Annotated in this window: 25 protein-coding genes; 5 read left to right on the forward strand and 20 right to left on the reverse strand. The window is 73.8% G+C overall.

All coding sequences use genetic code 11. The annotated features are described in order from the left end of the window. Positions 1–8: 8 nt before the first annotated feature. From ABZ898_RS26930 to ABZ898_RS26975, 10 genes are all read right to left on the reverse strand, one after another. On the reverse strand, positions 9–1,256 hold the full coding sequence (locus ABZ898_RS26930; RefSeq protein WP_361664068.1) for an MFS transporter: 1,248 nt from the start codon (positions 1,254–1,256) through the stop codon (positions 9–11). A gap of 89 nt (positions 1,257–1,345) precedes the next feature. After that, a complete protein-coding gene (locus tag ABZ898_RS26935) occupies positions 1,346–2,542 on the reverse strand; it encodes an ATP-grasp domain-containing protein (protein ID WP_361664071.1) in 1,197 nt (398 codons plus the stop codon). Beyond that, on the reverse strand, positions 2,539–3,798 hold the full coding sequence (locus ABZ898_RS26940) for an MFS transporter (protein ID WP_361664074.1): 1,260 nt from the start codon (positions 3,796–3,798) through the stop codon (positions 2,539–2,541). The genes ABZ898_RS26935 and ABZ898_RS26940 overlap by 4 nt, the downstream gene beginning before the upstream one ends. Continuing rightward, on the reverse strand, positions 3,795–6,413 hold the full coding sequence (locus ABZ898_RS26945) for an ATP-grasp domain-containing protein (RefSeq protein ID WP_361664077.1): 2,619 nt from the start codon (positions 6,411–6,413) through the stop codon (positions 3,795–3,797). Before ABZ898_RS26945 ends, ABZ898_RS26940 begins: the two co-directional genes overlap by 4 nt. 103 nt (positions 6,414–6,516) lie before the next feature. Beyond that, positions 6,517–7,167, reverse strand: a complete 651-nt coding sequence (locus tag ABZ898_RS26950) for a DsbA family protein (protein ID WP_361664080.1) — start codon at positions 7,165–7,167, stop codon at positions 6,517–6,519. After that, positions 7,164–8,849 (reverse strand): class I adenylate-forming enzyme family protein, encoded by a 1,686-nt coding sequence (locus ABZ898_RS26955; protein WP_361664083.1) that lies wholly within the window; start codon positions 8,847–8,849, stop codon positions 7,164–7,166. Before ABZ898_RS26955 ends, ABZ898_RS26950 begins: the two co-directional genes overlap by 4 nt. A gap of 79 nt (positions 8,850–8,928) precedes the next feature. Continuing rightward, the gene (locus ABZ898_RS26960; protein WP_361664085.1) at positions 8,929–9,798 is read right to left on the reverse strand and encodes a prephenate dehydrogenase/arogenate dehydrogenase family protein; all 870 of its coding nucleotides are present in this window, start codon (positions 9,796–9,798) and stop codon (positions 8,929–8,931) included. Then, positions 9,795–11,882, reverse strand: coding sequence for an aminodeoxychorismate synthase component I (gene pabB / locus ABZ898_RS26965; RefSeq protein WP_361664088.1), 2,088 nt, complete (start codon positions 11,880–11,882; stop codon positions 9,795–9,797). The genes ABZ898_RS26960 and pabB overlap by 4 nt, the downstream gene beginning before the upstream one ends. Next, positions 11,879–12,181 carry a chorismate mutase family protein gene (locus tag ABZ898_RS26970; protein ID WP_361664091.1) on the reverse strand — a complete coding sequence of 101 codons (303 nt, stop codon included), beginning with the start codon at positions 12,179–12,181 and terminating at the stop codon, positions 11,879–11,881. Before ABZ898_RS26970 ends, pabB begins: the two co-directional genes overlap by 4 nt. 159 nt (positions 12,182–12,340) lie before the next feature. Then, on the reverse strand, positions 12,341–13,084 hold the full coding sequence (locus ABZ898_RS26975) for an alpha/beta fold hydrolase (RefSeq protein WP_361664094.1): 744 nt from the start codon (positions 13,082–13,084) through the stop codon (positions 12,341–12,343). 177 nt (positions 13,085–13,261) lie between these two features. Here ABZ898_RS26975 and ABZ898_RS26980 point away from each other — a divergent pair, with 177 nt between their 5' ends. Further along, entirely contained in the window at positions 13,262–13,834 is a 573-nt protein-coding gene (locus ABZ898_RS26980; protein WP_361664097.1) for a DNA starvation/stationary phase protection protein, read from the forward strand. Between the two features lie 68 nt (positions 13,835–13,902). Here ABZ898_RS26980 and ABZ898_RS26985 read toward each other — a convergent pair whose 3' ends face one another. Then, on the reverse strand, positions 13,903–15,408 hold the full coding sequence (locus ABZ898_RS26985; RefSeq protein ID WP_361664100.1) for a cryptochrome/photolyase family protein: 1,506 nt from the start codon (positions 15,406–15,408) through the stop codon (positions 13,903–13,905). 249 nt (positions 15,409–15,657) lie between these two features. Next, positions 15,658–16,143 carry a MarR family transcriptional regulator gene (locus ABZ898_RS26990; RefSeq protein ID WP_361664103.1) on the reverse strand — a complete coding sequence of 162 codons (486 nt, stop codon included), beginning with the start codon at positions 16,141–16,143 and terminating at the stop codon, positions 15,658–15,660. 161 nt (positions 16,144–16,304) lie between these two features. Between ABZ898_RS26990 and ABZ898_RS26995 the strand changes: the two genes are divergently transcribed. Beyond that, positions 16,305–17,453, forward strand: coding sequence for a PP2C family protein-serine/threonine phosphatase (locus ABZ898_RS26995; RefSeq protein ID WP_361664106.1), 1,149 nt, complete (start codon positions 16,305–16,307; stop codon positions 17,451–17,453). A 70-nt stretch (positions 17,454–17,523) separates the two neighbouring features. Here ABZ898_RS26995 and ABZ898_RS27000 read toward each other — a convergent pair whose 3' ends face one another. Genes ABZ898_RS27000 through ABZ898_RS27010 form a run of 3 tightly spaced genes read right to left on the reverse strand, consistent with a single transcriptional unit; the run spans position 17,524 to position 19,508 of the window. After that, positions 17,524–18,426, reverse strand: coding sequence for a MauE/DoxX family redox-associated membrane protein (locus ABZ898_RS27000; protein WP_361664109.1), 903 nt, complete (start codon positions 18,424–18,426; stop codon positions 17,524–17,526). A gap of 24 nt (positions 18,427–18,450) precedes the next feature. Continuing rightward, positions 18,451–19,074, reverse strand: coding sequence for a cell wall protein (locus tag ABZ898_RS27005; protein WP_361664112.1), 624 nt, complete (start codon positions 19,072–19,074; stop codon positions 18,451–18,453). An 11-nt stretch (positions 19,075–19,085) separates the two neighbouring features. Further along, positions 19,086–19,508, reverse strand: a complete 423-nt coding sequence (locus ABZ898_RS27010; protein ID WP_361664115.1) for a hypothetical protein — start codon at positions 19,506–19,508, stop codon at positions 19,086–19,088. Positions 19,509–19,705: 197 nt separating this feature from the next. Here ABZ898_RS27010 and ABZ898_RS27015 point away from each other — a divergent pair, with 197 nt between their 5' ends. Both ABZ898_RS27015 and ABZ898_RS27020 read left to right on the forward strand, forming a co-directional pair. Continuing rightward, on the forward strand, positions 19,706–20,092 hold the full coding sequence (locus ABZ898_RS27015; RefSeq protein ID WP_361664118.1) for an STAS domain-containing protein: 387 nt from the start codon (positions 19,706–19,708) through the stop codon (positions 20,090–20,092). Between the two features lie 80 nt (positions 20,093–20,172). Beyond that, positions 20,173–20,574, forward strand: coding sequence for an ATP-binding protein (locus tag ABZ898_RS27020; RefSeq protein WP_361664122.1), 402 nt, complete (start codon positions 20,173–20,175; stop codon positions 20,572–20,574). A 3-nt stretch (positions 20,575–20,577) separates the two neighbouring features. Here ABZ898_RS27020 and ABZ898_RS27025 read toward each other — a convergent pair whose 3' ends face one another. The 4 genes from ABZ898_RS27025 to ABZ898_RS27040 form a co-directional block, all read right to left on the reverse strand. Continuing rightward, positions 20,578–20,997 carry an STAS domain-containing protein gene (locus ABZ898_RS27025; RefSeq protein ID WP_361664125.1) on the reverse strand — a complete coding sequence of 140 codons (420 nt, stop codon included), beginning with the start codon at positions 20,995–20,997 and terminating at the stop codon, positions 20,578–20,580. Beyond that, positions 20,994–22,088: a cobalamin-dependent protein gene (locus ABZ898_RS27030; protein ID WP_361664128.1), complete on the reverse strand. Its 1,095-nt coding sequence runs from the start codon at positions 22,086–22,088 to the stop codon at positions 20,994–20,996. The genes ABZ898_RS27025 and ABZ898_RS27030 overlap by 4 nt, the downstream gene beginning before the upstream one ends. Beyond that, positions 22,085–23,701 (reverse strand): GAF domain-containing SpoIIE family protein phosphatase, encoded by a 1,617-nt coding sequence (locus ABZ898_RS27035; RefSeq protein WP_361664131.1) that lies wholly within the window; start codon positions 23,699–23,701, stop codon positions 22,085–22,087. Before ABZ898_RS27035 ends, ABZ898_RS27030 begins: the two co-directional genes overlap by 4 nt. A 239-nt stretch (positions 23,702–23,940) precedes the next feature. Beyond that, on the reverse strand, positions 23,941–24,168 hold the full coding sequence (locus ABZ898_RS27040) for a DUF5133 domain-containing protein (RefSeq protein WP_361664134.1): 228 nt from the start codon (positions 24,166–24,168) through the stop codon (positions 23,941–23,943). 119 nt (positions 24,169–24,287) lie between these two features. Here ABZ898_RS27040 and ABZ898_RS27045 point away from each other — a divergent pair, with 119 nt between their 5' ends. Then, on the forward strand, positions 24,288–24,689 hold the full coding sequence (locus tag ABZ898_RS27045) for a PPOX class F420-dependent oxidoreductase (RefSeq protein WP_361664137.1): 402 nt from the start codon (positions 24,288–24,290) through the stop codon (positions 24,687–24,689). 28 nt (positions 24,690–24,717) lie between these two features. Here the strand turns inward: ABZ898_RS27045 and ABZ898_RS27050 are convergent, their stop codons facing one another. After that, a complete protein-coding gene (locus tag ABZ898_RS27050) occupies positions 24,718–24,924 on the reverse strand; it encodes a hypothetical protein (RefSeq protein WP_361664140.1) in 207 nt (68 codons plus the stop codon). Positions 24,925–24,971: the final 47 nt, after the last annotated feature.

Below are 24,971 nucleotides of genomic sequence, written 5' to 3' on the forward strand. Positions count from 1 at the left end.
CGCGCGGGTCAGTCCGGTACGGGCTCCGGCTCCCGTGCCCCGGCGGGGCGCCGGGCTCCCGCCCAGCGCACGGCGGGTTCCATGGCGAGGCCCGCCCCGAGAAACAGCGCGCCCACGACCAGCCAGCCGCCGGTGCCCCAGGACAGGATGAGCGTGGTCAGCAGCAGCGGGCCGATGAGCCGCGCCACGGCGGTCCCGGCGCCGTAGAAGCCCTGGTACTGGCCCTGTTTGTCGGCCGGGGCGAGGGCGAAGCCGATCTCCCAGGAACCGGAGCCGAGCAGCATCTCCCCGAAGACCTGCACACAGGCGGCGGCCAGCAGCACGAGCACCGGCAGCCAGGCCGAGGTGCCGGCCGCCGACACCGCGAAGCATCCGCAGGCCAGCAGCAGCACGATCCCCGCGTGCCGTACGGCGCGGGCGGCGGAGCGCAGGCCGGTGACGCGGGCGGCCATCCGCACCTGGAACAGCACCACGGCGAGGGTGTTGAGCACGAGCAGCGCGGACACCGTCCAGCCCGGCGCGTGGGTCCGCCGCACGATCCACAGCGGCAGCACGACGCTGAGCAGCGGCATGTACAGCAGCATGATCATGTTGAGCAGGGAGACCAGGGCGTAGGGCCGGTCCCGCAGGACGGTGAGGGAGCGTTCCGCCTGGCGGTCCGCCGAGGGGAGCTGCCGGGCAGGCGTGGGCAGCCGTCCCAGCACCCAGGCCGCCGCCACGAAGGTGACCGCGTCCATGGCCAGCGCCGTCAGGTAGGCCGCCTCGCTGTCGAGCTGGAGGGCGATGCCGCCGAGCGCCGCGCCGAGGGCGAGGCCCGCGTTGACGGTGGACTGGAGGTACGCCCGTGTCTCGGTGCGCCGGGCGGGTTCCACGAGTCCGGCCAGCAGGGCCTGCCGGGCCGCCGCGAGCCCGCACTGGCAGCAGGTGTAGAGGCAGACCGCGGCCAGGAACGCCGGGTAGGTCCGCACGAGGAGCAGGGAGGCGATGGCGGCGCCGGTCGCCAGCGACATGAGGACGGCGATGCCGCGCGGTCCGCGCCGGTCGGCGAGGTGGCCGAGGGGCACGCCGACGACGGCGCCGAGCGCCCAGCCCGCGGTGAGCGCGGCCCCGATCTGGGTCGGCGACAGCCCGATGACCCGGCTGAAGTACAGCACTGAACACACGTAATAGGCGCCGTCGCCCACGGAGTTGGTCAGTTGCGCCAGGGCCAGCGTCCGTGGCGGACCGGGTGGGGGGACGATCCTGCTGACGTGCATGCGGTTCCTTTCCGGTGGCCCCGTGCCGGGCGGGGAGGTGCTGCGGGCTCGCTGTGGGGGCGCGCCCGCGACGACGTACGGAGGTGTCCCTAGGGGGTGACGGCGACGCGCAGGGTCTCGCGGACGAACTTCACGGCGTCCTCGCGTTCGGTGGGCGAGGCGGCGTCGACGAGCACGTGCCCGAGCCGCCGGCCGGAGGAGGTGAGCGGCTGGACCGTGTCCCCCACGCCCTTGCGCGGCCGCACGCGGACGACCGCCGGATGCGCCCGCACCTCGTCCGCTCCGTCGATCCGGGTGATGGTGCCGGGCTCGGCGGTCAGGAAGACCGTGGCCGCGCGGGAGACGGGCCGCCGGGGCAGGTCCGGCAGGGGCAGCCCGACCGACAGCAGCACCATGGCCTCGTACAGGTCGAAGCCGTAGGTCAGGCCGATGGCGTCCGGGAGGTAGTCGCCCGGGGTGCGGACCGCGACCTCCATCAGCACGGGACCGTCCGCGCTCATCCGGAACTCCAGGTGCACCAGGCCGGTGTCCATGCCGAGGACGCGGAGCACGTCCGAGGTCATGGCCCGCACCCGGGCGCTGTCGTCGGGGGCGAAGTCGTGGCCGCAGCGGTGGACCAGTTCGACGAAGTACGGCGGTGGCGTGGTCTCCTTGGCGGTGACGTTCTCGAAGAGGACCTCTCCCCCGCCGACCAGCGCCTCCCAGCTGTACTCGGGCCCCTCCACGGCCGTCTCCACGAGCAGCCGGCCCTCGCCGTCCCGGCGGGCGACGGCCTCCTCGGCCTCGTCCGGAGTGCGGATCAGCTCGACGCCCTGACTGCCGGACAGATTAAGCGGTTTGACCACCACGGGCAGGTGCCGGAGCATCCAGTCGCGGGCCTCTCCGAGCCGGGCCACGTGCAGATACCCGGGCTGCGGGACGCCGTGCGCGCCGAACAGGGCGCGTTGCAGGGCCTTGTTGCGCGAGACGACCGCCGCGTGCAGCGACGGCCCGCGCAGTCCGTGCCGCTGCTGGGCCAGGGCCGCCGCGACGACCTGGGACTCGGCGAAGCCGATCAGGCCGTCCGGTCTCCGCTCGGCGACGGCCGCCTCGACCGCGCCGGCCCAGGACTCCTCGTGGTCGCCGGGCACCCGGTAGAAGCGTTCGGCGAGGTCCGCGGGCCGGTTGTCCCAGGTCGCCGCCGACTCCAGCGCGCGGGCCCGTACGCCCAGCCGGGCCGCGGCCTGAAGGTAGGGGCGGCCCATGGTGCCGACGCCGGCCAGCAGCAGTTCCCTCGGCGCGGTCATGACGCGGTCCTCTCGACGGGGGCCGCCGCGTCCGCGGGCGGCGGGGTGCGGAGCAGGCGGGTGACGGGGGTGACGAGCAGGGCGGCCAGGGCGAACGCGGCCGCCAGGCCCACCCAGCCGGCCGGTCCCGCGGCGATCACCACGGAGGTGACGAGTGCCGGGCCCACGATGCGCTGGCCGGTGCCGCCGAGGCTGAACACCGAGAGGTAGACGCCCTTGTGGTCCTCCGGGGCACAGTCGTAGCTCAGTTCCCAGCCGCCGGTCGCCTGCCACATCTCCCCGAACGTCAGCAGCACGCAGGCCAGGCCGAGCACGGCCGCCGCCGCCCAGGCCGAGTCGGGAGCGCCGGACACCGCGAGGGCGGAGCAGCACAGGGTCAGCGCCGCACCGCCCAGTCGCAGCGAGCGCGCCGCGCCGTCCGGGCGCTCCGCGATCCTGGCCACGGGCACTTGGAGCACGATCGACATCAGGGTGTTGACCAGTACCAGGAAGGGCAGCGCGCCGGCCGGCATCTCGGTGGCCTGCAGCGCCCAGAGCGGCAGGCCCACCGACAGGATCGTCACATGCAGGTTGAGGAATCCGTTGAGGACGGTGAGCAGGCCGTACCGCCAGTCGCGGAAGCTCCGGACCGCCCGCAGCGGGCCGACCTTGCGCTGGACGGTGTCGGCTCCGTCGATCCGGAGCCGGGTCAGCATGAGCGCCGAGAGGACGAAGGCGGCGGCGGTGCCGAGCACGATGGCCCGGTAGGGCCACACGCTGTCGGCGGTGAGCAGTGGTGCGGCGAGGAGCGCGCCGACGGAGAAACCGGCGTTGCGCACGGTGCGGATGATGGCCATGGTGCGGGTGCGGTCGGTGCCCGCGACCGTCGCCGAGGCCACCGCCTGGGTCATCGGCTGGGTCGCCGCCTCGGCGGCGGCCAGCGCGCAGGACACGAGGGTGAAGCCGACCGGGCCGTGCACGAGGCAGAGCAGCGCGAACCCGCCCGCCCGCCACGCCTGGAGGGCGATCAGGGTGCGCCGGGCGCCGAAGCGGTCCCCGGCCGCGCCGATCGGGACCGTGGTGAGGAAGCCGACGACGCCCGAGACGGCGAGCCCGGCGCCGACCTCGGCCGGGGTCAGCCCGATGGAGCGGACGAAGAACACCGCCGAGGCGGCCAGGTACAGGCCGGTGCCGACCGCGTTGACCAGCGAGATCACCGCGAAGGCACGCCCGCCCGCGGTGGCGGGCACGTAGGCCCGCCAGAAGGGGCGGCTCATCCCCGCTCCTCGCCGTCCGGCTCGGGCAGGGTGACGATGTCGATCAGGGCGGCCGCCCGTGCGGCGAGGCGGCCCGCGGCGGCCGGGCCCTCCTCGGCGGTGGCGATGACGAACCCGGCACGCTCCCACGAGCTGGTGACGGGCCGCACCACGGAGCCCGGCTCGACGGCGAGGTGCACCTGCCGCACCCCGTCGGCGGCCCGCGCCCGTTCCGCGCCCGACAGCCGCGCGACCCGGCCGGGCGGCGGGGTCAGGAAGCGCACGGCGGCGCCCCTGCGGGCGGGCAGCGCCTCCACGGGCCCGCGTCCCTCCAGCACCCTGAGCAGGAGGCTGAGGATGTCGGTGCCGTACGCCTCGTCGATCAGGACGGTGATGCCGCCGCCCGGCATCCGGCCCGCGCACTCGATCAGGTGCGGGCGTCCGTCGGGCTCGGCGAGCAGCCACTCGGAGTGCAGGACGCCGGAGCGGAAGCCGATGGACTCGGCGAGCCGGACGAGGGACCGGCGCAGTTCGGCGGCGGTGTCCTCGGGCAGCGGGGCGGGCACGGTGTGGCCGGTCTCGACGGGGTGGCGGGAGTCCTGCACGGTCTTGGCGGTGATGTTGAGGAAGCCGACGACGCCTTCGTGCACGACGGCCTCCACGCTCACCTCCGGTCCGCGCAGGCGCTGTTCGACCAGGCAGCGGGCCGGTTCGGGCCGGCGGGCGCGCAGGGTCGGTTCGTCGGCGCCGGTGGTGTGCGCCCAGGCCGCCGTCACGTCGTCGTCGGGGCCGAGGAGCTGCACGCCGAGGCTGGCCTGCCGCGCAGCTGGCTTGAGGACGGCCTCGCCGCCGTGGGCGGCGCGGAACGCGGCCACCGTCCCGGGGCCGGTGGCCGGTGCCCAGTCGGGCTGTGGTGTGCCGCTGCTGGTGAGCGCGGCCCGCAGCAGGCCCTTGTCGCGCAGCAGGTGGGCGGCCTTGACGCCCGCGCCGGGCAGCCCCCACTCCTCGGCGAGCGCGGCGGCGGCGACCACCCCGTACTCGACGACGGGCACGACCGCGCGCACCCGCGGCGGGCGGGGCACGGCACGCACCACGCGTTCGGGGTGGGCCTCGTCCTGGGTGGGCGCGGGCAGCAGCGCGGCCACGCAGGCGTGGCGGTCGGCGAGACCGGCGATGCCGCGGGCCTCGATGACGTCGGGTTCCTCCAGCACGAGCACGGAGCCGGCCGGGAGGAGGCCGTCGAGCTTGCCGAGCATGACGGGGCTGTAGCCGACGAGGACGTGGGTGACTCCGGGTGTGCCTGCGAGGTCCTCGGGGCCGGTGTCGACGGTGACGGCGGCGCGCACCTCGGTCTCCAGGGCGTCGAGCGAGGCGACGGTCGGGGCGTCGATGAGGAAGGAGACGGCGCGGTCCTCGGAGCTGCGCAGTTCGCCCAGGCGGGCACCGCGGTCCTGGTGGACGAGGACGGCGCGCAGGGCCGGCGGGTCGTCCGGAGCGCCGGGCGCGGTACGGGGCCACAGTCCGCGTTCGCCGACCCAGGCGGGCGCGACACCGAAGCCCTCGACGCTCACGTCGCGCAGGATGCCCGGGGTGTGCTCCAGGTAGACCTGCCGGGCGAACCTCGTGGGCGCCGGGTAGGCGACGGGTTCGCCGAGGGCGATCCGGATGATCTGCCGCTCCAGCGAGACGCCGGTGGCCAGTTCGTACAGCACGCACAGTCCGTCGCCCGGCGGCCGGGCGGCGACCTCCATGAGTACGGGCCGCCCGTCGTCCCCGATCCGCCATTCGGCGTGGGCTACGCCGTCGCGGAAGCCGAGGGTGTCCAGGACGCCGGCGTTGGCGGCGAGCAGGGCGTCCTCGTGGCCGGGGCGGTCGCCGGGGACGGTGTGGGACAGCTCCACGAAGGTGGCGGCGTGGCTGTCGGTGGTGTCCTTGCGGGTGACTGAGGCGAAGACGATCCGGCCGTCCTGGACGAGGGACTCGACGGAGAACTCCTGCCCGGTGACCTTCTCCTCGACGAGCACGGTCTCGTGCGCGGCGTGCGTCCGCAGCAGCTCGCGTAGCCGCGCGGCTCCGGCGACGCTCTCGACGCCGGAACTGGAGTGCCGTCCGGCGGGCTTGAACACGACCGGGTAGGACAGGGCGCCCGTGTCGACCAGGTCGCGTTCGCCGGGCGGTACGACCAGGGCGGGCGGGCTGAACGCGGGCAGGTACCAGCGCTGGAGGTACTTGCTGCGGCAGGCCCGGCTGGCGCGCAGGCCGGGGCCCGGCACACCGAGGGCGTCGGCGAGCAGCCCAACGGGTTCGACCTGGGTCTCGCCGACGGCGCAGGCGCCGACGATGTCGTACTCCTCGCGCCAGCGCAGGGCGGCGGCCACCGCGCCGGGGAGGAAGGAGTTGTCGCGGCCCGGGTCGCCGTCGACGAAGGCGAAGTCGTGGATGGCGGCGGCCGGATGGGCGGGGTCGCCCGCCTGCGCGAGTGCCTCGTCGCGGGCTCCGGCGGGGGTGATGAGGAGGATCTTCAGGCCGCGCCGGGTGAGTTCGTCCAGGTAGGCCGGTGAGCGGCACACCACCAGGAACGATCCCGCCAGTACGAAGGCGGCCGGGCGCTGTCTGTTCGGCTGCGGGTCGTCCATCTCCGGTTCCCCCCGAATGTCGGTCCGATGTGAATGCTCCGCGTGCCGCGCGGCCGGGCCGCTCCCCCCGTCCGGGAGGCGGCCCGGTCGCGCGCGGGCGTGCTCAGTCGAAGCGGAGGCTGCCCGTGCGGGTCCTCTTCAGTTCGAAGAAGTCCGGGTAGTTGGCCAGGGCGCGGGCTCCGTCGAAGATCCGGGCGGCCTCCTCGCCGCGCGGGATGGAGTTGAGCACCGGCCCGAAGAAGGCGACGCCGTCGATGTGGATGGTGGGCGTGCCCACGTCCTCGCCGACCGGGTCCATGCCCTCGTGGTGGCTCTTGCGCAGTTCCTCGTCGTAGGCGTCGCTGTCGGCGGCGGCCAGCAGCGAGTCGGGCAGCCCGCGTGCGGCGAGGGCGGCGGCGGCGACCGCGAGGTAGTCCTTGTCGCCGCCGTTGTGGATGCGGGTGCCCAGTTCCTCGTACAGGCCCGGCAGCACGTCGTCGCCGTGGTGGTGCGCGGCCGCGGTGACGATCCGGATCAGGGCGAGGGAGTTGTCGACCAGTTCGCGGTACCAGTCGGGCAGTTCGCGTCCCTCGTTGAGGACGTACAGGCTCATCACCCGGAACTTCAGGTCCAGTCGGCGGTGCTGCTGGACCTCGAGAATCCAGCGGGAGGTGATCCAGGCGAAGGGGCATGCCGGGTCGAAGTAGAAGTCGACCTTGGCGGTGTCCGTACCGGCGCCGGAGGCCGGCGCGGTGGCGGGCGTGTCTGCGGTCATGCGGTGGGCTCCTCGTGGACGGCGATGAGCGCGCCGTCGCGGTCACGGACGTAGGCGGTCAGCTCGGCGTACTGCTCGCGCAGTTGCCGCTTGAGGACCTTACCGGTGACCCCCACGGGCAGACCGGTCTCTTCCGGGACGATCTCCAGCAGGCCGAGCAGCGGGTGGCCGGCGGCCCGGAGCGCCTCGTTGGCCTGCCGGAGCAGCTTCTCCGGCTCGGGGTCGGCGACGGTCTGCGGCACGGTGACGACGGCGACCGGTACCGTCCGCCCGTCCCGGCGTCCGGCGACCACGGCGACGTCGCCGGTGTCGGGGACGTCGTTGAGGATGACCTCCTCCATGAACACCGAGTAGCCGGTGCCCTGTTCGGTCTCGATGGCGTCGGCGGCGCGGTCCACGAGGAAGAAGTCGCCCTCGCTGTCGCGGTAGGCCATGTCGCCGGGCAGCCAGTAGCCGGACAGCTTGAAACGGTAGGTGAGGTCGGAGTCGCCCCAGTAACCGGGCGTGATGGCGGGCCCCTTGGCGGCGAGGAAGCCGACCTCGCCGTCGTCGGCGTGGCTGCCGTCCTTGCGCAGGACGCTGACCTCGGCGACGCCGACCGGCTTGCCCGCGCAGCGGTCGTTGCGCTCGCTGTCCAGGGTGCGGGCCTTCAGCAGGACGCCCCAGCCGAGTTCGGTGGTGCCGAGCCGGTCCAGGAACGCGGCGGGCTCCAGGCCGGGGCCGCGCATGGAGAGCACCTTGGTGATGTGGGCCTGGTGCACGGCGTCGCCGATGGAGACCCACGCCCGCACCGAGTCCAGCGCGCCGGACTCGGGCTCGGTGTTGGCGAGTTCGGCGTAGGCGTGCGCGAAGGACATCACCGAGGTCGGCTTGTAGGTGCCGACGGCGGCGGCGAGCGCGGGCCCGCTGCGGTCGCTGAGCGCCACGATCGGGGTGCCGCCGAGGACCGCGTACACGGTGTACGCGATGCAGCCGAGGTGGGACTGCGGCAGCGCGGTCATCATCAGGGCGCCGGGGTGCTCGGTGTGGTCGACCAGGCGGAACTTGGGCCCGGAGACGATGGACTTGTGGGTGTGGATGGTCGGCTTGGGCCGGCCGGTGGTGCCGGAGGAGTGCAGGATCGCCACCGGGTCGTCGTCGTGGTGGTGCCAGTAGGCGGAGTCCGGCAGCGGCGCGGCCGGCGGGGCGGGCAGTTCCTCCACGGACGTGACGAAGCGCAGGCCGAGATCCGCGGCGGCGGGCCCGAGGCGGTCGAGGCGGGCCTGGTCGGCGTAGAGGCCGGCCGGGGCGGTCTGTTCGATCAGCGAGGTGGCGATGGCCCGCGGGGCGTTGGAGTTGATCAGCAGGGCGACCGCGCCGATCTGGGCGAGGGCGTAGAAGTGCAGGGAGTAGGCGAGGGAGTCCTCGAACCACACGGCGACCCGGTCGCGGGTGCCGACGCCCTGCGCGAGGTACCAGGCGGACCAGCTCCGGGCGAGCGCGTCGAACTCGGTGAGGCTGAACTCCTCGCGCTCCTCACCCGAGGAGACCGGTATCGGCCGGCTGGAGCGCAGGAACGGCAGGTCCGGGTGCGGGCTGGTGGCGAGCGCGGCCCGCAGCAGGTTGCCGCCGCCGACGGTGGGGTCGGCGGCGAGCGCGGACCGCTGCTCGGGGGTCAGGACGGTGGGGGCGAACGTGGTCATGGACAACCTCTCGGACTGGGGTCGGGCAGGGTGCGACGAGGTCCTCGCCGTCGTGCCGTGCGGCCGCGCGGGTGATCCCTCAGGGCTGTGCGAAGAGGCGGTCGCAGGTGTCGCGGTGGTGGGCGAGGTCGTCGCCCAGGTATGCGCGCACCTCGCCGAGGAGGGCGGCGAAGTCGGCCTCGGTGCCGTGTTCCACGGTGTCGGCGAGCCGGTGCACCGCCTCGGCCAGCGCCTTGCGGGCCGCGCCGGCCTCGGTGTTGGCGTGCTGGACGTCCCAGTAGACCTCCGGTGTTCCGGAGGAGACGCGGGCGAGCAGGGCCAGCAGGGTGGTCGCGGGCGGCGGGGCGATCGGCCGCAGGTCGGCGGCGGGCACGCCGGTCGCGGCGAGCGCGAGTCCGAAGCCGAGCACGGCGGCGTGCGTGAGCGCCTGGGAGGCGGCGGCGAGCCGGTCGTGCTCGTCCGCGTCGACGCGGACGACGGAGGCGCCCCATTCCTCGACCGTCGCCAGCAGGGCGGTGACACCGGGCCCGTCGTGGACGACCACGGCGGCCACCGGCCGCCCGGCGAAGCCGAGGGCGGGCGCGAACATCGGGTTGAGGCCCACCGCCTGGACGCCGGGGGCGTGTTCGCGTACGGCACGGGTGACGGCCTGCTTCACGGAGAGCGTGTCGGCGAGCACCGCGCCGGGCCGCAGCGCCCCGGACAGGGCGGGCAGCGCGGCGAGCGCCACCGGCTCGGGCACGGCGAGGACGACGAGGTCGGCGCGGCCCAGTGCGGCGAGCAGCGCGTTCGAGGGGGCGGTGATGTCGCCGCGCAGGTGGGCCGCTCCGGCCACCGGGGTGCCGGCCGGGTCGGCGACGCTCACCTCGGTGCCCGCCGCCAGCAGCCGCTCGGTGAACAGCCGTCCCACGGCCCCGGCCCCGCCGACGACGACGGCCCGGCGGGTCACGGCCGGCTCCCGGCCGGGGAGGGCGCGTCCGCGTCGAGCGCGGTGGCGAGCACGGCGGTGACCATCGCGCGTGACTTCACGACGGTCTCCTCGAACTCCTCCTCGGGGTCGGACAGGGCCACGATCGCCCCGCCCACGCCGAAGGCGACCCGGTCGGGGGTGGCGACGAGGGTGCGGATGACGATGTTGAGGTCGGCGGCGCCGCTGAGCGCGAACCAGCCGAGCGAGCCGGAGTAGACGCCGCGCGGCCCCTCCTCCAGCCGGTCGATGATCTCCATGGTGCGCAGCTTGGGCGCGCCGGTCATCGAGCCGCCGGGGAAGGCCGCCCGTACGCAGGTGACGGCCGTCTCCTCGGGCCGCAGGGTGCCCCGGATGGTGGAGACGAGCTGGTGGACCGGGGCGTAGGTCTCCACGTGGAAGAGGCGGGGCACGTGCACGGACCCGACCTCGGAGACGGAGTTGAGGTCGTTGCGGATCAGGTCCACGATCATCAGGTTCTCGGCGCGGTCCTTCTCCTGGCTGAGCAGGTCCTGGCGCAGTTCCTCGTCCTCGGCCGCGGTGGCGCCGCGCGGGCGGGTGCCCTTGATGGGCTTGGACTCGGTGACCCGGTCGGTGCCGACCGTGACGAAGCGTTCCGGCGAGGCGCTGAGCACGGCGACGCCCTGGAAGTCGAGCAGCGCGCCGTAGGGCACCGGGCTCAGGCGGCGCAGCCGGGCGTAGGTGGTGAGCGGGTCGATACGGACGTCCATGACGACGGAGTTGGTCAGGCAGACCTCGTACGTCTCGCCCTGCCGGATCTCCTCCAGGCTCTGCCGGACCCGGTCGAGGTAGGCGTCCTTGCCGTGGCGCAGCCTGAGGAGGCCGTCGGCGTCCGGGTCGGTCATGCCGGTGCCGGTGAAGCGGGCCGGGGTGTGGTCCTCGGTGCCGGAGGCGGGCAGGGCGCGCAGCCGGGCCTCGGTCTCCTCCAGCCAGTCCAGGGCGTCGCGGTCGTCGCCGTCGGCGGAGAGGGCGAGCAGGTAGCTGACGCCCTCGGCGTGGTCGACGGCGAGCATCCGGTCGGCGAAGAGCATGGCCGCGTCCGGGGTGGCGGACTTGTGCACGGCCTGGCCGCCGGTGTCGGCCTTCAGTTCGTAGCCGAGGTAGCCGACGTAGCCGAGGTTGAACTCGAAGGGCAGGCCGGCCGGTACGGGGACGGCGCGGGTGCGGATCTGTTCGTCGAGGTACTCGAAGAAGCCCTGTTCGACGATCTCGCCCTCGTCGTCCGCGCGGCCGGGGCTGCGTACGGTGACGCCGCCGTCCAGGACGCGGTAACTGACGTACTCGGCGAGGGGGCCGCGTCCGTCGCCGAGGAAGGAGAAGCGGGACAGGCCCTCGATGACGGCTCCGCTGTCCAGCCAGAAGCTGTGGGCGTCCCCGGCGAACAGGGCGCGGTAGGCGGCCTCGGTGTCGGGCTGGAGGCCGACGCGGCGGGTGTGCACGCTGTAGCGGGGGCGCCCGGCGCCGGTGGCGGCGTGGGCCAGGGCGAGGCGGCGGAAGTTGCGCAGCAGGTCGCGGCCGTACTCGCTGCTGATGGACTCGGGGTGGAACTGCACGCCCCAGACGGGCCGGGACACGTGCCGCACGCCCATGATCACGCCGTCCTCGGTCCAGGCGACGGCCTCGAGTTCGGCGGGCAGGTCGGTGGCGGCGAGCGAGTGGTAGCGGACCACGTCGAAGGGGCTGGGGAGCCCCGCGAAGAGGTCGGCGCCGTTGTGGTGGACGGCGGAGATCCGGCCGTGCATGGGCTCGGGCGCCAGCGCGACCGTACCGCCGAACAGGTGGGTGATGCCCTGGTGGCCGAGGCAGACGCCGAGCACCGGCAGCCCGCTGTCGAGGATCGCGCGGGCGCTGATGCCGAAGTCGCGCTCCCGGTCGGGGCGTCCGGGGCCGGGCGAGATGACGACGGCGTCGAACTCGTCCAGCCGCAGCGCGGACCAGTCGGCGCCGTTGCGCACGACGACCGGCGGCCGTCCGTTGACCTCGCCGAGCAGCTGGTAGAGGTTGTAGGTGAAGGAGTCGTAGTTGTCGATGAGCAGGGTTCTCAACGCGAACCTCCGATCACCCGGTCCTCGACGCGGCAGGTCTCCTCGATCACGAGGTCGTACAGCCTGCGCAGGAAGTCCCGGTCGATGCCGTGCCGTTCGCCGTAGCGCGCGGCGCGTTCCTGGACGATGCCGATGCGGTGCGGCTGCATCATCGGCACGTCGTGCTCGCGCTTGAAGTGGCCGATCTCCACGCACTTCTCGATCCGCGCGCGCAATTGTTCCAGGAATTGCCGGTCGATCGCGTCGAGTTCCGCCCGCAGGTCCTCGATGGTGACGCCGGTTGTCGGCCTCTCCCCCATGGCTGCCCCTCCCGCCTGTCCACGGTCCGAATGTGCCCGGCACCGGGCCTGGCCCGCCACCGGCCCGATAGCTCGGATCACCGCAGTGCACACAGTGCGGGGATCGATACGGGGGCAAGCGGGACATGTCGGCGTGGGCGCGGACGGCGGGGGGGAGGGTCAGCGGCGCAGGAAGGCAGGGGCTCCGGGTGCGGTGGCCTCGGCGAGGGTGCCGTCCTCGGCGGGGTGCTCGCGCAGCAGGTCGGCCACGACCTCGGCGCAGAGCCGGTTCCAGACGGCCAGCCGGCGCAGCATGGCGTGCTCCGCTCCGGCGAGCATGACCATCCCGGCGTGGGCCCCGGCGGTGCGGGCCCGCAGCACGAAGCTCACGGAGTCGTCCGCGCCGGTGATCCGGTCGGCGTCGCCGTGCACGACCACGACCCGCTGCCCGCGCAGGTGGACGGTGGGTTCGGAGGCGGGCAGCCAGGGCGCGAGGGCCAGCACCCCGCGAACGGCGGGATGGGCGGCCACGCGCAGGGCGGCGCGGCCGCCCATGGAGTGGCCGACCAGGACGACGGGCAGCGGCCCGTACCGCTCGCGCAGTTCGGCCAGGGCGCGCAGCGCGTCGTCGGCGGCGGCCCCGTCGTTCCAGCCGCGCTGCCGGTAGCGGACCTCGGCGAGCAGGACGTCCTCCTGCGGCAGACCGGCGGCGACGGCGCGCTGGATGGGGCGCATGCGCAGCGCGGCGAGGTGCCAGGGCCGGGTGGCGGAGACGTCGTTCGCGCGGCCGCCGTGCAGGGTGAGCACGGCGGCTCTCGGCGCCCGCGGCGCGTACCGGACGACGAGGGCGCCCTCGGGGGCCTGTATCGCCTCGCCGCCCTGCTGGTACGCGGTCTCGTCCGGACCGTCGCTGTCGACTCTCACGTGGGGCGCCTTCCCTCCGGGCTGTCGTACGGGATCGTCTCAGGGAATCCGTAGCCGTCGGGCGGGCGGCTTGGTCGGAGCAGCGTGACGGGCGGGGCGCCGGTACGTCTGAGAGGGTCGGACCGGGGCACATGTGCTCAGGCAAGGACTTTCTCACCGTTACGACAGAGGTGAATCATGACCAGCCGGACCAAGGACCTGACGCCCGAATACACCGTCCCGGGCCTCGAACGCGAGGCGGCGGGTGAGCTCATCGGTCTGCTCCGCCTGCGTCTGCACGCGCTCAACGACCTGCATCTCACGCTGAAGCACGTGCACTGGAACGTGGTCGGACCGCACTTCATCGCCGTGCACGAGATGATCGATCCGCAGGTGGACCGGGTCCGTGACATGGCCGACGACGTGGCCGAGCGGATCGCCGCCCTCGGCGGTGTCGCCCAGGGCACGCCGGGCGCGCTGGTGGCCGAGCGCACCTGGGACGACTACTCCATCGGCCGGGGCGACGCCATCGCGCACCTCGCCGCGCTCGACGTCGTGTACACCGGTGTGATCGAGGGCGTACGGGCCGCGGTCAAGGGGGCGGGCGAGATCGACCCCGCCACCGAGGACCTGCTGATCGGGCAGCTCCGGGACCTGGAGCAGTTCCAGTGGTTCGTGCGGGCGCACCTGGAGAGCTCCCGCGGCACGCTCGCCACGGGCGGCGTGCACTCCGAGAAGGAGGCGGCCGCCAAGGGCGCCGAGGTGAGCTGAGCCCGCTCCCGCCGTCCGACGCCGCGCGCCCCGCCCCGATGGGCGGCGGCGCGCGGCGTCTTCCCTGGTCAGGGCGGTGAGTCGCCCCGGTCGCGCGCGGTGCGCAGCACCTCTTCCAGGTCGCCGAGCCGGTCGAGGCCCTGGACGGCGCGCAAGGTGCGGTTGTTCGCGGCGAGCAGGTCGCGGTGGCGGTGCGTGAAGGCCCAGTAGCCGGTGGTGTACGGGCAGGCCCGCTCCCCGGTCCGGTCGCCCGGCTTGTAGGCGCAGCCACCACACAGGTCGCTCATGCGGTGGATGTAGGCCCCACCCGAGGTGTACGGCTTGGTGGTCATCCGGCCGCCGTCGGCGTACTGGGACATGCCGATGACATTGGGCAGCATCACCCAGTCGTAGCCGTCGACGAAGCAGCGGTGGAACCAGTCGGTGACCGCGCGCGGCTCCCAGCCCTGCTGCAGGGCGTGGCTGCCGAGCAGCATCAGGCGCGGGATGTGGTGGGTCCAGCCGGTGTCGCGGACCTGCGCGAGGGCGGTGGACAGGCAGCGGGCGGTGACGGCGTCGGCGTCGAGTTCGAGGAACCAGCCGGGCAGCGGCGTGTGCGCGCCGAGGGCGTTCCGGTCGCGGTACTCCTCGCCGAAGTACCAGTAGAGCTGCCAGACGTACTCGCGCCAGCCGGCCACCTGCCGGACGAACCCCTCGGTGCTGGAGATCGGCGCGTCGCCGGCGCGCCAGGCGTCCTCGGCCGCGTGGACCACCTCGGCCGGGTCGAGGAGGCCGAGGTTGAGGGAGGAGGAGAGGAGGCTGTGGCTCATCACCGGGTCGGCGGCGAGCATGGCGTCCTCGTGCGGGCCGAACCCGGCGAGCCGGTGCCCGGTGAAGCGGCGCAGCGCGGCCAGCGCCTCGCGGCGGGTGGCGGGGAAGCGGCGCGGGCCGTCCCGGCCGACGAAGCCGATGCCGTCCTCCCGCTCCCAGCGGTCGAGGTCGGCGCGGACCTCGTCGTCGATCTCGTCCTCGCGGGGCCGGTAGGGCTTCGGCGCGTCGAGGGTGCGGGCGCCCCTGGGCGGGGGTTCGCGGTTGTCGTGGTCGTGGTTCCAGCGGCCGCCCGCGGGTTCGCCGCCGTCCATGAGGAGGTCCAGCTCGCGGCGTACCCAGTGGTAGAAGTCCTCCTGGCGCAGCCGGCGTCCCCCTCGTCCGTCGGCCCAGGCGCGGAAGGCGTCCTGCGGGAACAGGAAGCCCCTGGCGGGCAGCACGCTCACCCGGTCCAGTGAGCGGACCAGGCCGAGGGCCGCGCGCGAGGTGGGATGGTGGACAGTGACGGAGGCGTCGCCGGCCGCCTCGCGCAGACCTTCCCGGTAGGTCTCGGCGCGGACGTAGCGGACGCGGTCGCCGAGTTCGGCGGCCCGGTGGCGCATGGCGGAGAGGATCAGATGAGCCTTGGCCCGGTGGAATCGCCGGCGACGGAAGACCGAGCGCGCCTCGATCATCACCACGGGCGCGTCGCGGGCGGGTCCGTCCGGCCCGGGGGTGAGGAAGTGCGGACCCAGCTGGTCGCCGAACAGCCAGTGCCGGTCGGTCATCGCGGACACTCCTCGATCGGTGCCGGGCGCGGCGGACCGCGCAGGTGGGGGGCGTGTTCGGGTGCGGCCGGGCGCACGGCCGTCACGAAAAACACTTGCTGTTTGACAACTATGACCATGAGGCAAGAAAGTATCCGGAGTCATCGCAGGAGGGGAAGGATCTGGGATGTTCCGGTCGGCGGAGACCGCTCCGTTCGCCAAGCACCGGCCACCATCCACGGCAGCCCCGGCGGAGACGGCCGGGTTCGGTCAGGCGGTCCGCGCGTCGGACGCCTCGTCGTGCCCGAGTATCTGCTCCGACGCGACGGCGCAGAACGCGTCGAGCCCGGTGAGCAGGGCGCTGCGGTCGGCGGACGACATCCGCTCCAGCACCGAGCGCAGTGTCTCCTCGCGCCGGGCGCGCAGGTCCGTGAGGAAGGCCCGGCCCCTGCTGCTGAGGTACAGCCGCACCTCGCGCCGGTCCGTACGGCTCACCTCGCGCTCGACGAACCCCGCCGCCTGCAGCCGGTCGCACAGGCGGCTGGTGGAGGGCGGGGTGGACGCGAGGTGGTCGGCGAGGGTGCGCAGGTTGATGCCCTCCTGGTGCTCCAGGATGAGCAGCACGCGCAACTGGGACGCGGAGGCGGGCGCTGTGGAGGCACGGCCCCACAGAACTTCCAGCAGTTCCGCGGCCGTCGAGGTCACACGTGCGACTTCGACCGGTTCTGGGCGGGGGTGGAAGTTCGTCACAGTCACACTCTCGCAGGTACGGGGACGACCCACAGCCTACTAGCAGGCAAGACGGTCCGGAATATGGATGAAGACGGCACGCGGCGTCCACCACTCGGCCCATCTCGGGTCGGACGCGGCGTTCACACGGGTGAGAGATTGGCATACCTACGATCGTGAACAGATTCATGGCTGTCGAGAGGGCGCTGCGCACGGCGGCTCCCTACGCCCTGGCCGACGTCGTGCGCCAGGAGCTGGTCGAGCGCTACGCGGCGGAGGCCGTGGAGTTCCTCCTGGCCGACTACAGCCTCACCGTGCTCCAGCCGGTGACCACGCCGCCGCACGCGCTGCCGCCGGTCTCCCTGCGCAACAGCCCCGCGGGACGTGCCTTCGGCGCGCAGGAACCCGTCCAGGAGGAGCTCGCGGACGGCAGGGTCCGGGTCCAGTTGCCCGTGTCCGTGCACGGTGACCGCCTGGGAGTGCTCTCGGTGACGCTGCCCGCCACCGAGGAGAGCGGCGCGGCGCGGGCCGAGCTGGCCCAGCTCGCCCAGGTGCTCGGGCACGAGGTGCTGGTCGCCGACCGCGAGACCGACCTGTATCTGCAGGCCAGGCGGCGCGACCGGCTCACCCTCGCGGCGGAGATGCAGTGGCAGCTCCTGCCCGGCCGCTCCTGCTCCCTGCCCGAGTTCGACCTCGGCGCCCAGCTGGAGCCCGCGTACGCCATACACGGCGACAACTACGACTGGTCGTCCACCGCGGACCGGCTGACCCTGTACGTCTCCAACGGCATGGGTGAGGGTATAGACGCCGCGCTGCTCACCAACCTCGCCGTCAACGCGCTGCGCAACGCCCGCCGGGCCGGCATCCCGCTCGCCGACCAGGCGGCGCTGGCCGACCAGGCGGTCTACGCCCAGTACCGGGGGCAGCGCTACCTGTCGGTGCTGATGCTCGACTTCGACCTCGCCACCGGCCAGGCACGGGTCGTGGACGCGGGATGCCCGCAGCTGCGCCGGCTGCGCGACGGCGCGGTCGAGCGGGTCGACTTCGAGGCCCAGCTTCCGCTGGGCATGTTCGAGGAGACCGACTACGTCACCCAGGACCTCAAGGTCGAACCCGGCGACCGGCTGGTGTTCATCAGCGACGGCGTGTACGACGTCGTCTCGGCCAAGGGCGAGGCGTACGGGGACGCCGCGCTGACCCGGGCCATCCAGGCCACCCGGCTGCTGCCCGCCTCGGAGGTCCCCGGAGCGGTGCTGCGCGAGCTGGCCGGGCACCGGGGCACCCCGGCCCCGGACGACGACGCGCTGGTGGTCTGCCTGGACTGGCGCGGCCGCTGACCCGTGCCTCAACGCGCCGGTGCGGCCGCCGTGTCCACCACGGTGGCCGCGCCGGGCCCTTGAAGGGGTGTCAGTCGACGAGGCGCAGCGAGCGGCGGGACGGGGCCGCGCGCAGTTCCTCCACGGCCACCGGCGCCCCGGTGTCCGCGTCGACATAACCGACCCGGATCACCGGATCGCCGGGCGTGTCGCGGCCGGCGGCGGCGTCCAGGGCGAACAGCACCGCCACCGGGCGTGCCGCCTCGCCCTCACCGTGGACGCCGGAGTAGTGCAGGATGCGCCAGCCGTCGCTCTCCCAGTGGTCGAGCAGCGCCGACCGCACCACCGGTGCGGCGGTCTGCCAGGCCAGGGAGTTCTCCAGCAGTTCGACGCTGGCCGCCACCGGGACCTCTCCCGCCGCGTCCCCGCCGGTCAGCGGGTGGCCGAACACCCGCAGCCGGGTGCGGCGCAGCGGCAGCAGCCACCACCGGTCCAGGTCGGCCGAGAGCGCGAACAGGACCAGGGCGCCCGTGGCGAGCAGGCCGGCCGAGGCGAACGGCCGGTCCACGAGCGCGTCCCACCAGGCGCGGCGCGCCACCGCCGCCGTGAGACCGCCCGCCAGGACGAGCGCGGCGCGGGCGAAGGCACGCCAGGTGACCGGCGCGTCCTCGCTCGCGGAGCAGCCGCAGGACGCCTGGGGGGCCCGCGCCCGGCCGTAGCCGAGATAGCCGAGGAAGCCCGCCCCGAGGACCGCGGTCGCCGCCCCCGGCAGGGCGCTGCCGGGCACCGCGAACAGGGCCCCGGCCAGGAGCAGTTCGGCCCAGCCGGTGACGCGGAGCACCAGGGCGGCCCGCTCGCTGCTGCTGAGCAGGCGGGCGAGCGCGGTCTTCGGTGCCGTACGGACGACGTTCGCGCCGAACGCCTTGGCCGCGCCGGTCAGGCCGAGCAGCCCGGCGAGCAGGAGCGGGAGGAGTCCCGTGGTCAGTGACAGCATCTGCGCCTCTCCCTCTTGTCCGGTTCAGTGCCCGACGGAGATACGGACGACGTCCACGGAGTCGTCGGACGGCCGCCAGGCGCCGAGCACTTGGGCGCTCTGGCCGATGCGCAGCCGGGACAGGTCCGACGTGAGCCCGCGCCCGGCGTAGGAGGCGCCGGTGTCGGCGAGGATGTTGCCGACGACCTCGTGCTGTCCGTGGGCGAGGTGGACCCGGTTCCTGGCGATGCCCCGGATCGTGGTGTCGAGGTTGACGATGTTCACCCAGACCGCGTCGGCGGCCACCGTGCCGTCGGGCATGGGCACTCCGCGCGCGTAGAGTCCGTCGCCGACCTCGATGACCTCGGCGGTGGCGGGCCGCACCTTCCACACGCTGGTGACGTTGGTCATCTGCACCCGCGCGTGGCCGCCGTCGGAGCCGGCCACCTCCAGCACGCTGCCGGTGATGCCGGTGATCCTCCCCTCAACGAAGGAGGATCTGGCGATGGCCGGGTCGAGGGACGGCTCGGCGGCGAAGGCCGCGTCCGCGTCCAGTCCGCCGAGCGCGCTCGCCCCGACGATGGTCGCGCCGCCGAGGGCGGCGGTGGTGAGGAAGCGGCGGCGGCGCATCCCCTCGGACGGCACTCCCGCGGTGTTCCGTGCGCTCATGTCGGGCCTCCTCACTCGTAGATGTAGACGGGGAGCTTGCCGGAGCTGAGGTTGCCGATCGCCGAGAAGGCGGCCGGGGTCAGGTCGAGCACGCGGTTGGTGCGGCAGGCGCCGTTGCAGCAGGTCGCCTCGCCGCACCAGTCCTTGGTGCGGGGGCCGCAGTCGGTGATGGTGATGCACACGGTGGCGCCGGAGCACTGGTGGCGCACGTTCATCACCGAACCGCAGCCGCGCCGGGGGATGTTCTCGCCGCAGAGGTCGGGGCGGGTGATGCTGAAACAGTTCGCCGAGGCGTTGGGCCAGGCGCCGTGGCGCGCGCTGGACTGGCAGTTGCCGCAGGCGCCGCCACCGGCGCTGCCGCAGGGGCCCCATGAGTTGCCGCAGCAGAACCAACTGGTCTCACCGGCCCAGAGGCTGGTCGATCCGCAAGCCATCGTGCGTCCTCCCTGTTTGCAGGTACATGACAAACCTGAGATGGGGTGGTGCTGATGGAGCGCTCCCATGATGCGCGCGTCTACGCGGGTTGCATAGAGCACGTGCGCGGCGCCGGGTAGTGACCTTCGCGCCCGCCGAGGCCCTTGGCCGCCCACCGGACTGTGACTCCGCGGACCGGTTGCGGCACCATGGACCCATGGTGAAGCACGGTCAGACCTTCGAGGAAGCGATCCCTCCGGCGGTGGCGTACTCGCGGGCCGACGGGGAGCTGTGGGTCATCGGGCTGCGGGGACATCTCGACCCCGACGAGCTGGACTCGGTGGAGGACGCCACCGAGGACGCCCTGCTCCGCTGCGCGGGCCCGCTCGTGTTCGACCTGCGCGAAGTCGGCTTCTGCGACTCGTCCTTGCTCAACCACCTGCTGCGCACGTCCCGGCGCCGGAGCGTCGGCGTCTTCGGCGGCGACACCACCGTACGGCGGCTGCTCACCCTGACCGGCGCCGACCGCCTGCTGCCCCCGCACCCCGACCTGGAGTCGGCCCGGGCGGCGCTGTCCACGCTGCCGCGTCAGGCGCGGCCGTGAGCGGTACTGTCCCGGTCACCGGCGTGCACCGCTCGGGCGGGGGCACGTGCAGGGAAAGCACGCCCGCGCGAAAGGGGCCCATGTTCACCGCACACTCCCAGGCCTCGTCGCCCGGCGACGCCCGACGGCTGGCGATGGCGTACCTGGACGCCCACTGCCCCGGCGCGGACACGGAGGCGGTGCAGATCGTCGTGAGCGAGCTGGTCACCAACGCCGTCCGGCACACTCCGGAGGGCACCTGGTCGCTCTCCCTCCGGATCGAGGAGGGACAGTTGATCCTGGAGATCACCGACGACAGCCCCGTACTGCCCTCCGCGCGCCGAGGCCCGGCCCTCGACGGCAGGGGCGGCCTGGGGCTCGGGCTGGTGGACAAGCTCAGCGACCACACCGCCGTCGTCCCCTCCGGGCGGGGCAAGACGATCACCGCGTGGTGGAAGCTGCCCACCGGGCACACGGCCGACCGGCCGGCACAGGGGGCGTGAGCCTCAGGACGAGGTCGACCCGGCCTCGTCGGTCAGCTCCCCGCCGGGCGTCACGGATTCGGCGGTGCCGTCCGCTGCGGCGGTGAGGTAGTCCGTGGTACCGGTCAGCGCGAGCATCCGGATCAGCTGGACCGGCCGGTGCCGCAGTCGCAGGGTCACGCCCGCCGGGTGGGTCCGGCGCCGCAGCGTGAGCAGGGCCGACAGGCCGGTGGAGTCGAGCAGGCGCAGTCCGGCGCAGTTCAGGTGCAGTTCCCGCAGGACCGCGCCGTGCTGCTCGGTGTGCGCGTCGAGCGCGGTGTTGACGAAGCGGAGGAACTCGTCGCCGGACTCGTAGTCGAGGACTCCCCGCAGCGTCAGCCGTATGGCGTGCGGATCGGCGGCCTCGGTGATGACGGAGAAGTCGACGGGCTGGTGGAGGGTCATGCGGTCTTTCCTGGGCCGGGGCTGGGTCGGGTGGGCGGGGCGGGCAGGGCTTCGGCCGCCGCGCCGAGGAAGCGGACGGCACGGGGGAAGTCACGCAGCTCCCCCGCGAGGATGTGCAGTCCCGTGCGCAGACTGTGCACGGGCACGCGGCGGGCCTGGAGGATCTCCGCGCTCCAGGTGACGAAGCCGGTGAACAGCGCGGAGTCGTCGACGTAGAGCGCGGTGGCCAGGAAGTCCACGATGTGCGCGAGATCCTCGGCGGTACGGTCGCGCTGCGCCTGGGTGTAGGCGCGCATGCCGGGCCAGCGCTCCTCCAGGACGGCGAGGGACTGCCGGACCAGGGCGGGGCGGTTGCCCCTGATCAGGGTGTACTCCTGGTCGGCGAGGTGGGGCAGGTCGTCCACCTGCTGCCGCGGGACCGGCTCGGGACGGACCAGGCCCTCGCCCAGCAGCGCGGCGGCGGCGCGGGCGTCGGGCGCCCAGGCGTCGGCCCCGATCAGGCGCGCGTAGCGGCCGTCCGGGCCGAAGGCCGCGCCGCCCACCATGACGGGGATGCCGAGCGACTGCACGGCCGTCACCGCGGAGTGCGCGCTGGGCAGGTGCGGCGGCAGCGAGGCCGACAGCAGCGTGGCCGCGGGGTTGGTCGCGTGCAGGTGCGCGATCAGGTGCGGGGTGGTCGTGTGGGCGCCGAGGAAGTCCACCTGCCAGCCACGCCCGGTGAGGACCTCGGCGAGCAGCCGGGCGGGCAGCACGTGCCACTCGCCGTCGACGCAGGCGACCGTGATCCGGGGGCGGCCCGCCGCGCGGGCGGGGGCGGGCACCCGGTGGGCGAGGGCGGCGATGACCCGGTCGATGATGGCGGTGGCCGCGTGTTCCTCGGCGACGCTGATCCGGTCGGCGGCCCACTCGGTGCCGACTCTTCGCTGCACCCCGCCGAGCACGTCCAGCAGCAGGGCCTCCCGGTCCGCTCCCGCGTCGGCCGCCGCGAACACCTCCCGCACGGCGGCCTGCTCGTCCTTGCCGATCACGGCGGTCCACAGGCGTTCCGACAGTTCCTCGCGCGTGCGCACCGCCGTCCCGGTTCCGGTCATCGGCGGCCCGCCCCGGGCCGGGCGTCGTGGTGGCCGCTCACGGCGTGCAGGGCGCCGTGGCCGCCCGCCGGGTTGGTGATGGCGAGGCTCGCCATGTCGTCGTGGCGTCCGCCGCCCAGCCACTGCGCGGCCAGCATCTGCACCCGCTCCACCACCGCCTCCGCGGGCATCCGGGCACACGGCCCGAGGGCCGCACGCAGCCGCTCCTCGCCGAAGAACTGGTCGCCCAGCGGGCCGCCGGACGCCTCGGTGATCCCGTCCGTGTAGAGCAGGCAGGTCTCCCCCGGCGCCAGCGACACGTGGGCGCTGCGGGCGGTGACCTCGGGCATCGCGCCGATCAGCTGCCCCTGCGTGGCGGCCTCCTCCACCCGGCCGTCGCTCCTGATGATCAGTGGCGGCAGATGTCCGGCACTGGTCAGCCGCAGCCGGACCTGGCCGGAACGGCGGGTGACGGACGCCAGCACCAGGGTGGCGAAGCGGGTGTGGTGGGAGTTGAGGAGCGCGCCGTTGAGCAGGGACAGCACCTGCTGGTGATCGCCGGACAGCGGCAGCAGGGCGTGCAGGACGCTGCGGATCTTGCCGGTCAGCACGGCGGCCTCGAGCCCCTTGCCCGCCACGTCGCCCAGGACGACGAAGGTCTCCTTCGCCGCGTCGGTGCCGGGGTGGACGTCGTAGAAGTCGCCGCCCACGCGCTCGTGGTCGCGTGCCGCGCGGTAGGCGCCGGCGTACTCCACGCCGTGGACGCGCTCCAGGCGCGGCGGCAGCAGCTCGCGCATGAGGGTGGTGGTGATCGAACGCTGCTCCGCGTAGAGGCGTGCGGCCGAGAGCGCCACGCCGGCGCGGGCGGCGAACAGCCGGGCGAAGACCTCCTCGCCCTCCGTGAACGCCTGGTGCGTGCTGGAGCGCAGCAGTATCAGCACTCCGGCGGGTACGCCGTGGCCGGGCAGCGGGGTGACGATCACCGAGCCGATCGGGCCGTCGAACCCCTCGGGCACCGCCCAGTCGGGCAGCTGGTCCGGGTCGATCCAGCGGGCGGGGACCGGCGGGAAGCCCTGGAGTGCCTCGGCGAGCCCGACGACCGACCGCGGGTCGATCTGGAGCACGCTCCGGGTGACCTCGCCGCCCGCCCGCGCGTACGTCAGGGGGTGACGGCGGCCCTGGGCGGGGGCGACGATGATCGCCGCGTCCGCGAGGTGACCGGCGGCCATCCGGGCGGTGACCGTCATGCAGCGCTCGACGTTCAACGAGGACAGCAGGGCGCTGGAGACCTCCGCGAGCAGCTCGGCGCGCTCGCGCTCACCGGCGAGCGCCTGCTCGGCGAGGCGGCGGTCGGTGTCCTCCAGCAGCCACCACACCACGGTGCCGTCGTCGCAGGGCGAGGGATGCGCCTCGAAGCTGCGGCCGTCCACGTCCCCCGACACCGGCACCGAATCCGCCAGGGCGCCGGCCGGCCGCAGGCGGCGATGCGCGTCGGCCAGCCAGACCGGCATGGCCGGCGCGGCGATGCTGTCGCCCGCCGAGAGCGGTATGAGGCGGCGCGCCGCCTCATTGGTCTCGACAAGGGCCCCGTCGGCACCGATGACGAGCACGGGACAGGGGGCGCCGTCCCACATCGTGTCGAGGCCGACACCATCGGCGTGCGGACTGTCGGTTGTACCAGGAGAAGAAATCACGGCCGGGGAACGCAGGGCGCGCGCCCCACCACCTCTCTGCCGATCGAGAACGTTTACCGATGACAACGGTCTCGCACCCATCGGCCATGTGCAACGCCCGACAGTTTTCCACACATATTCACCACACGCGGCGCAAATCACCCGCAGGCCGGCCCGGCAGCCGTTCGCGCGAGGGGTGTTCAGGCGCGGACGAGGGAGTCGTCCTCGGGGCGCGCGCCGGGCAGCCGGTGCCGGGCGGCGACCAGGGCCGTGTCGATGTCACGCGTACCGGTGGCCACGCACAGGGTGTACGCGACGTCGTCCATCCGCCGCCGGACCTCGGCGCCGCCCTCCTGGGCGTGCAGGACGCTCAGCGCGTCGTACTGGTCGATGAGGTTCTGAAGGACGGCGGGGTGGGCCATCAGCATCCGGGGTCTCCCTCTGACAGGCGATCACATGGGGGTTGTACCGGCCCGGTTACCCTGGGTCCGATCCGTCATGCCTGCGGGTCTTCACCCGATCGCCCCGACCTCCCGGAGATCTCCCCGTGCCCGCTCCTCTCGGCGAGGACCTGCTGGCGCTGCTGCGCGGCGCCAGCACCTGCTACATCGCCACGACCATGCCCGACGGCTCGCCCCAGCTCACCCAGACATGGGTGGACACCGACGGCGAGCACGTCCTGATCAACAGCGTGGAGTCGCACCAGAAGACCCGCAACATCGCACGCGACCCGCGGGTGGCCGTCGCGGTCTCCGACCCCGCCGACCCCTCCTCCTACGTCCAGATCCGCGGCCGGGTGACGCGGGTGACGACCGAGGGTGCGGTCGATCACATCGAGGCGCTCTCGCGGAGGTACCTGGGCGGCCCGTACCCGTGGTTCGGCGGGCGTGACCAGGTCCGCGTGATCTACGTCATCGAGCCGGAGCGGATCAGCGGCCCGCGCGGCTGAGACGCACGGCGGAAGGCCCGGCGCGCTCTCAGGCGGCCTCGGCCTCGGCCTCGGCGGCGCCCTGCGCGGCAGGTGCCTCCGGGGCGTCCTGCCGCCGGCCGCGTATGAGGCGCAGATGACGGGCGCGCGCGTGGCGGGGCGGGCCCGGCTCCCGCGTCAGCCAGTCCTCGGTACGGTCCATCCCGTACAGCAGCATGGTCACTACCGGCAGCAACAGCAGTGCGACGATCGCCACGGTGGGGGCTCCTCCCCGGCAGACAGCTCTGTACGGGTGCCCGCGGC

Origin of the sequence: Streptomyces sp. NPDC046860 (assembly GCF_040645115.1) — a bacterium.
Classification (GTDB): Bacteria; Actinomycetota; Actinomycetes; order Streptomycetales; family Streptomycetaceae; genus Streptomyces.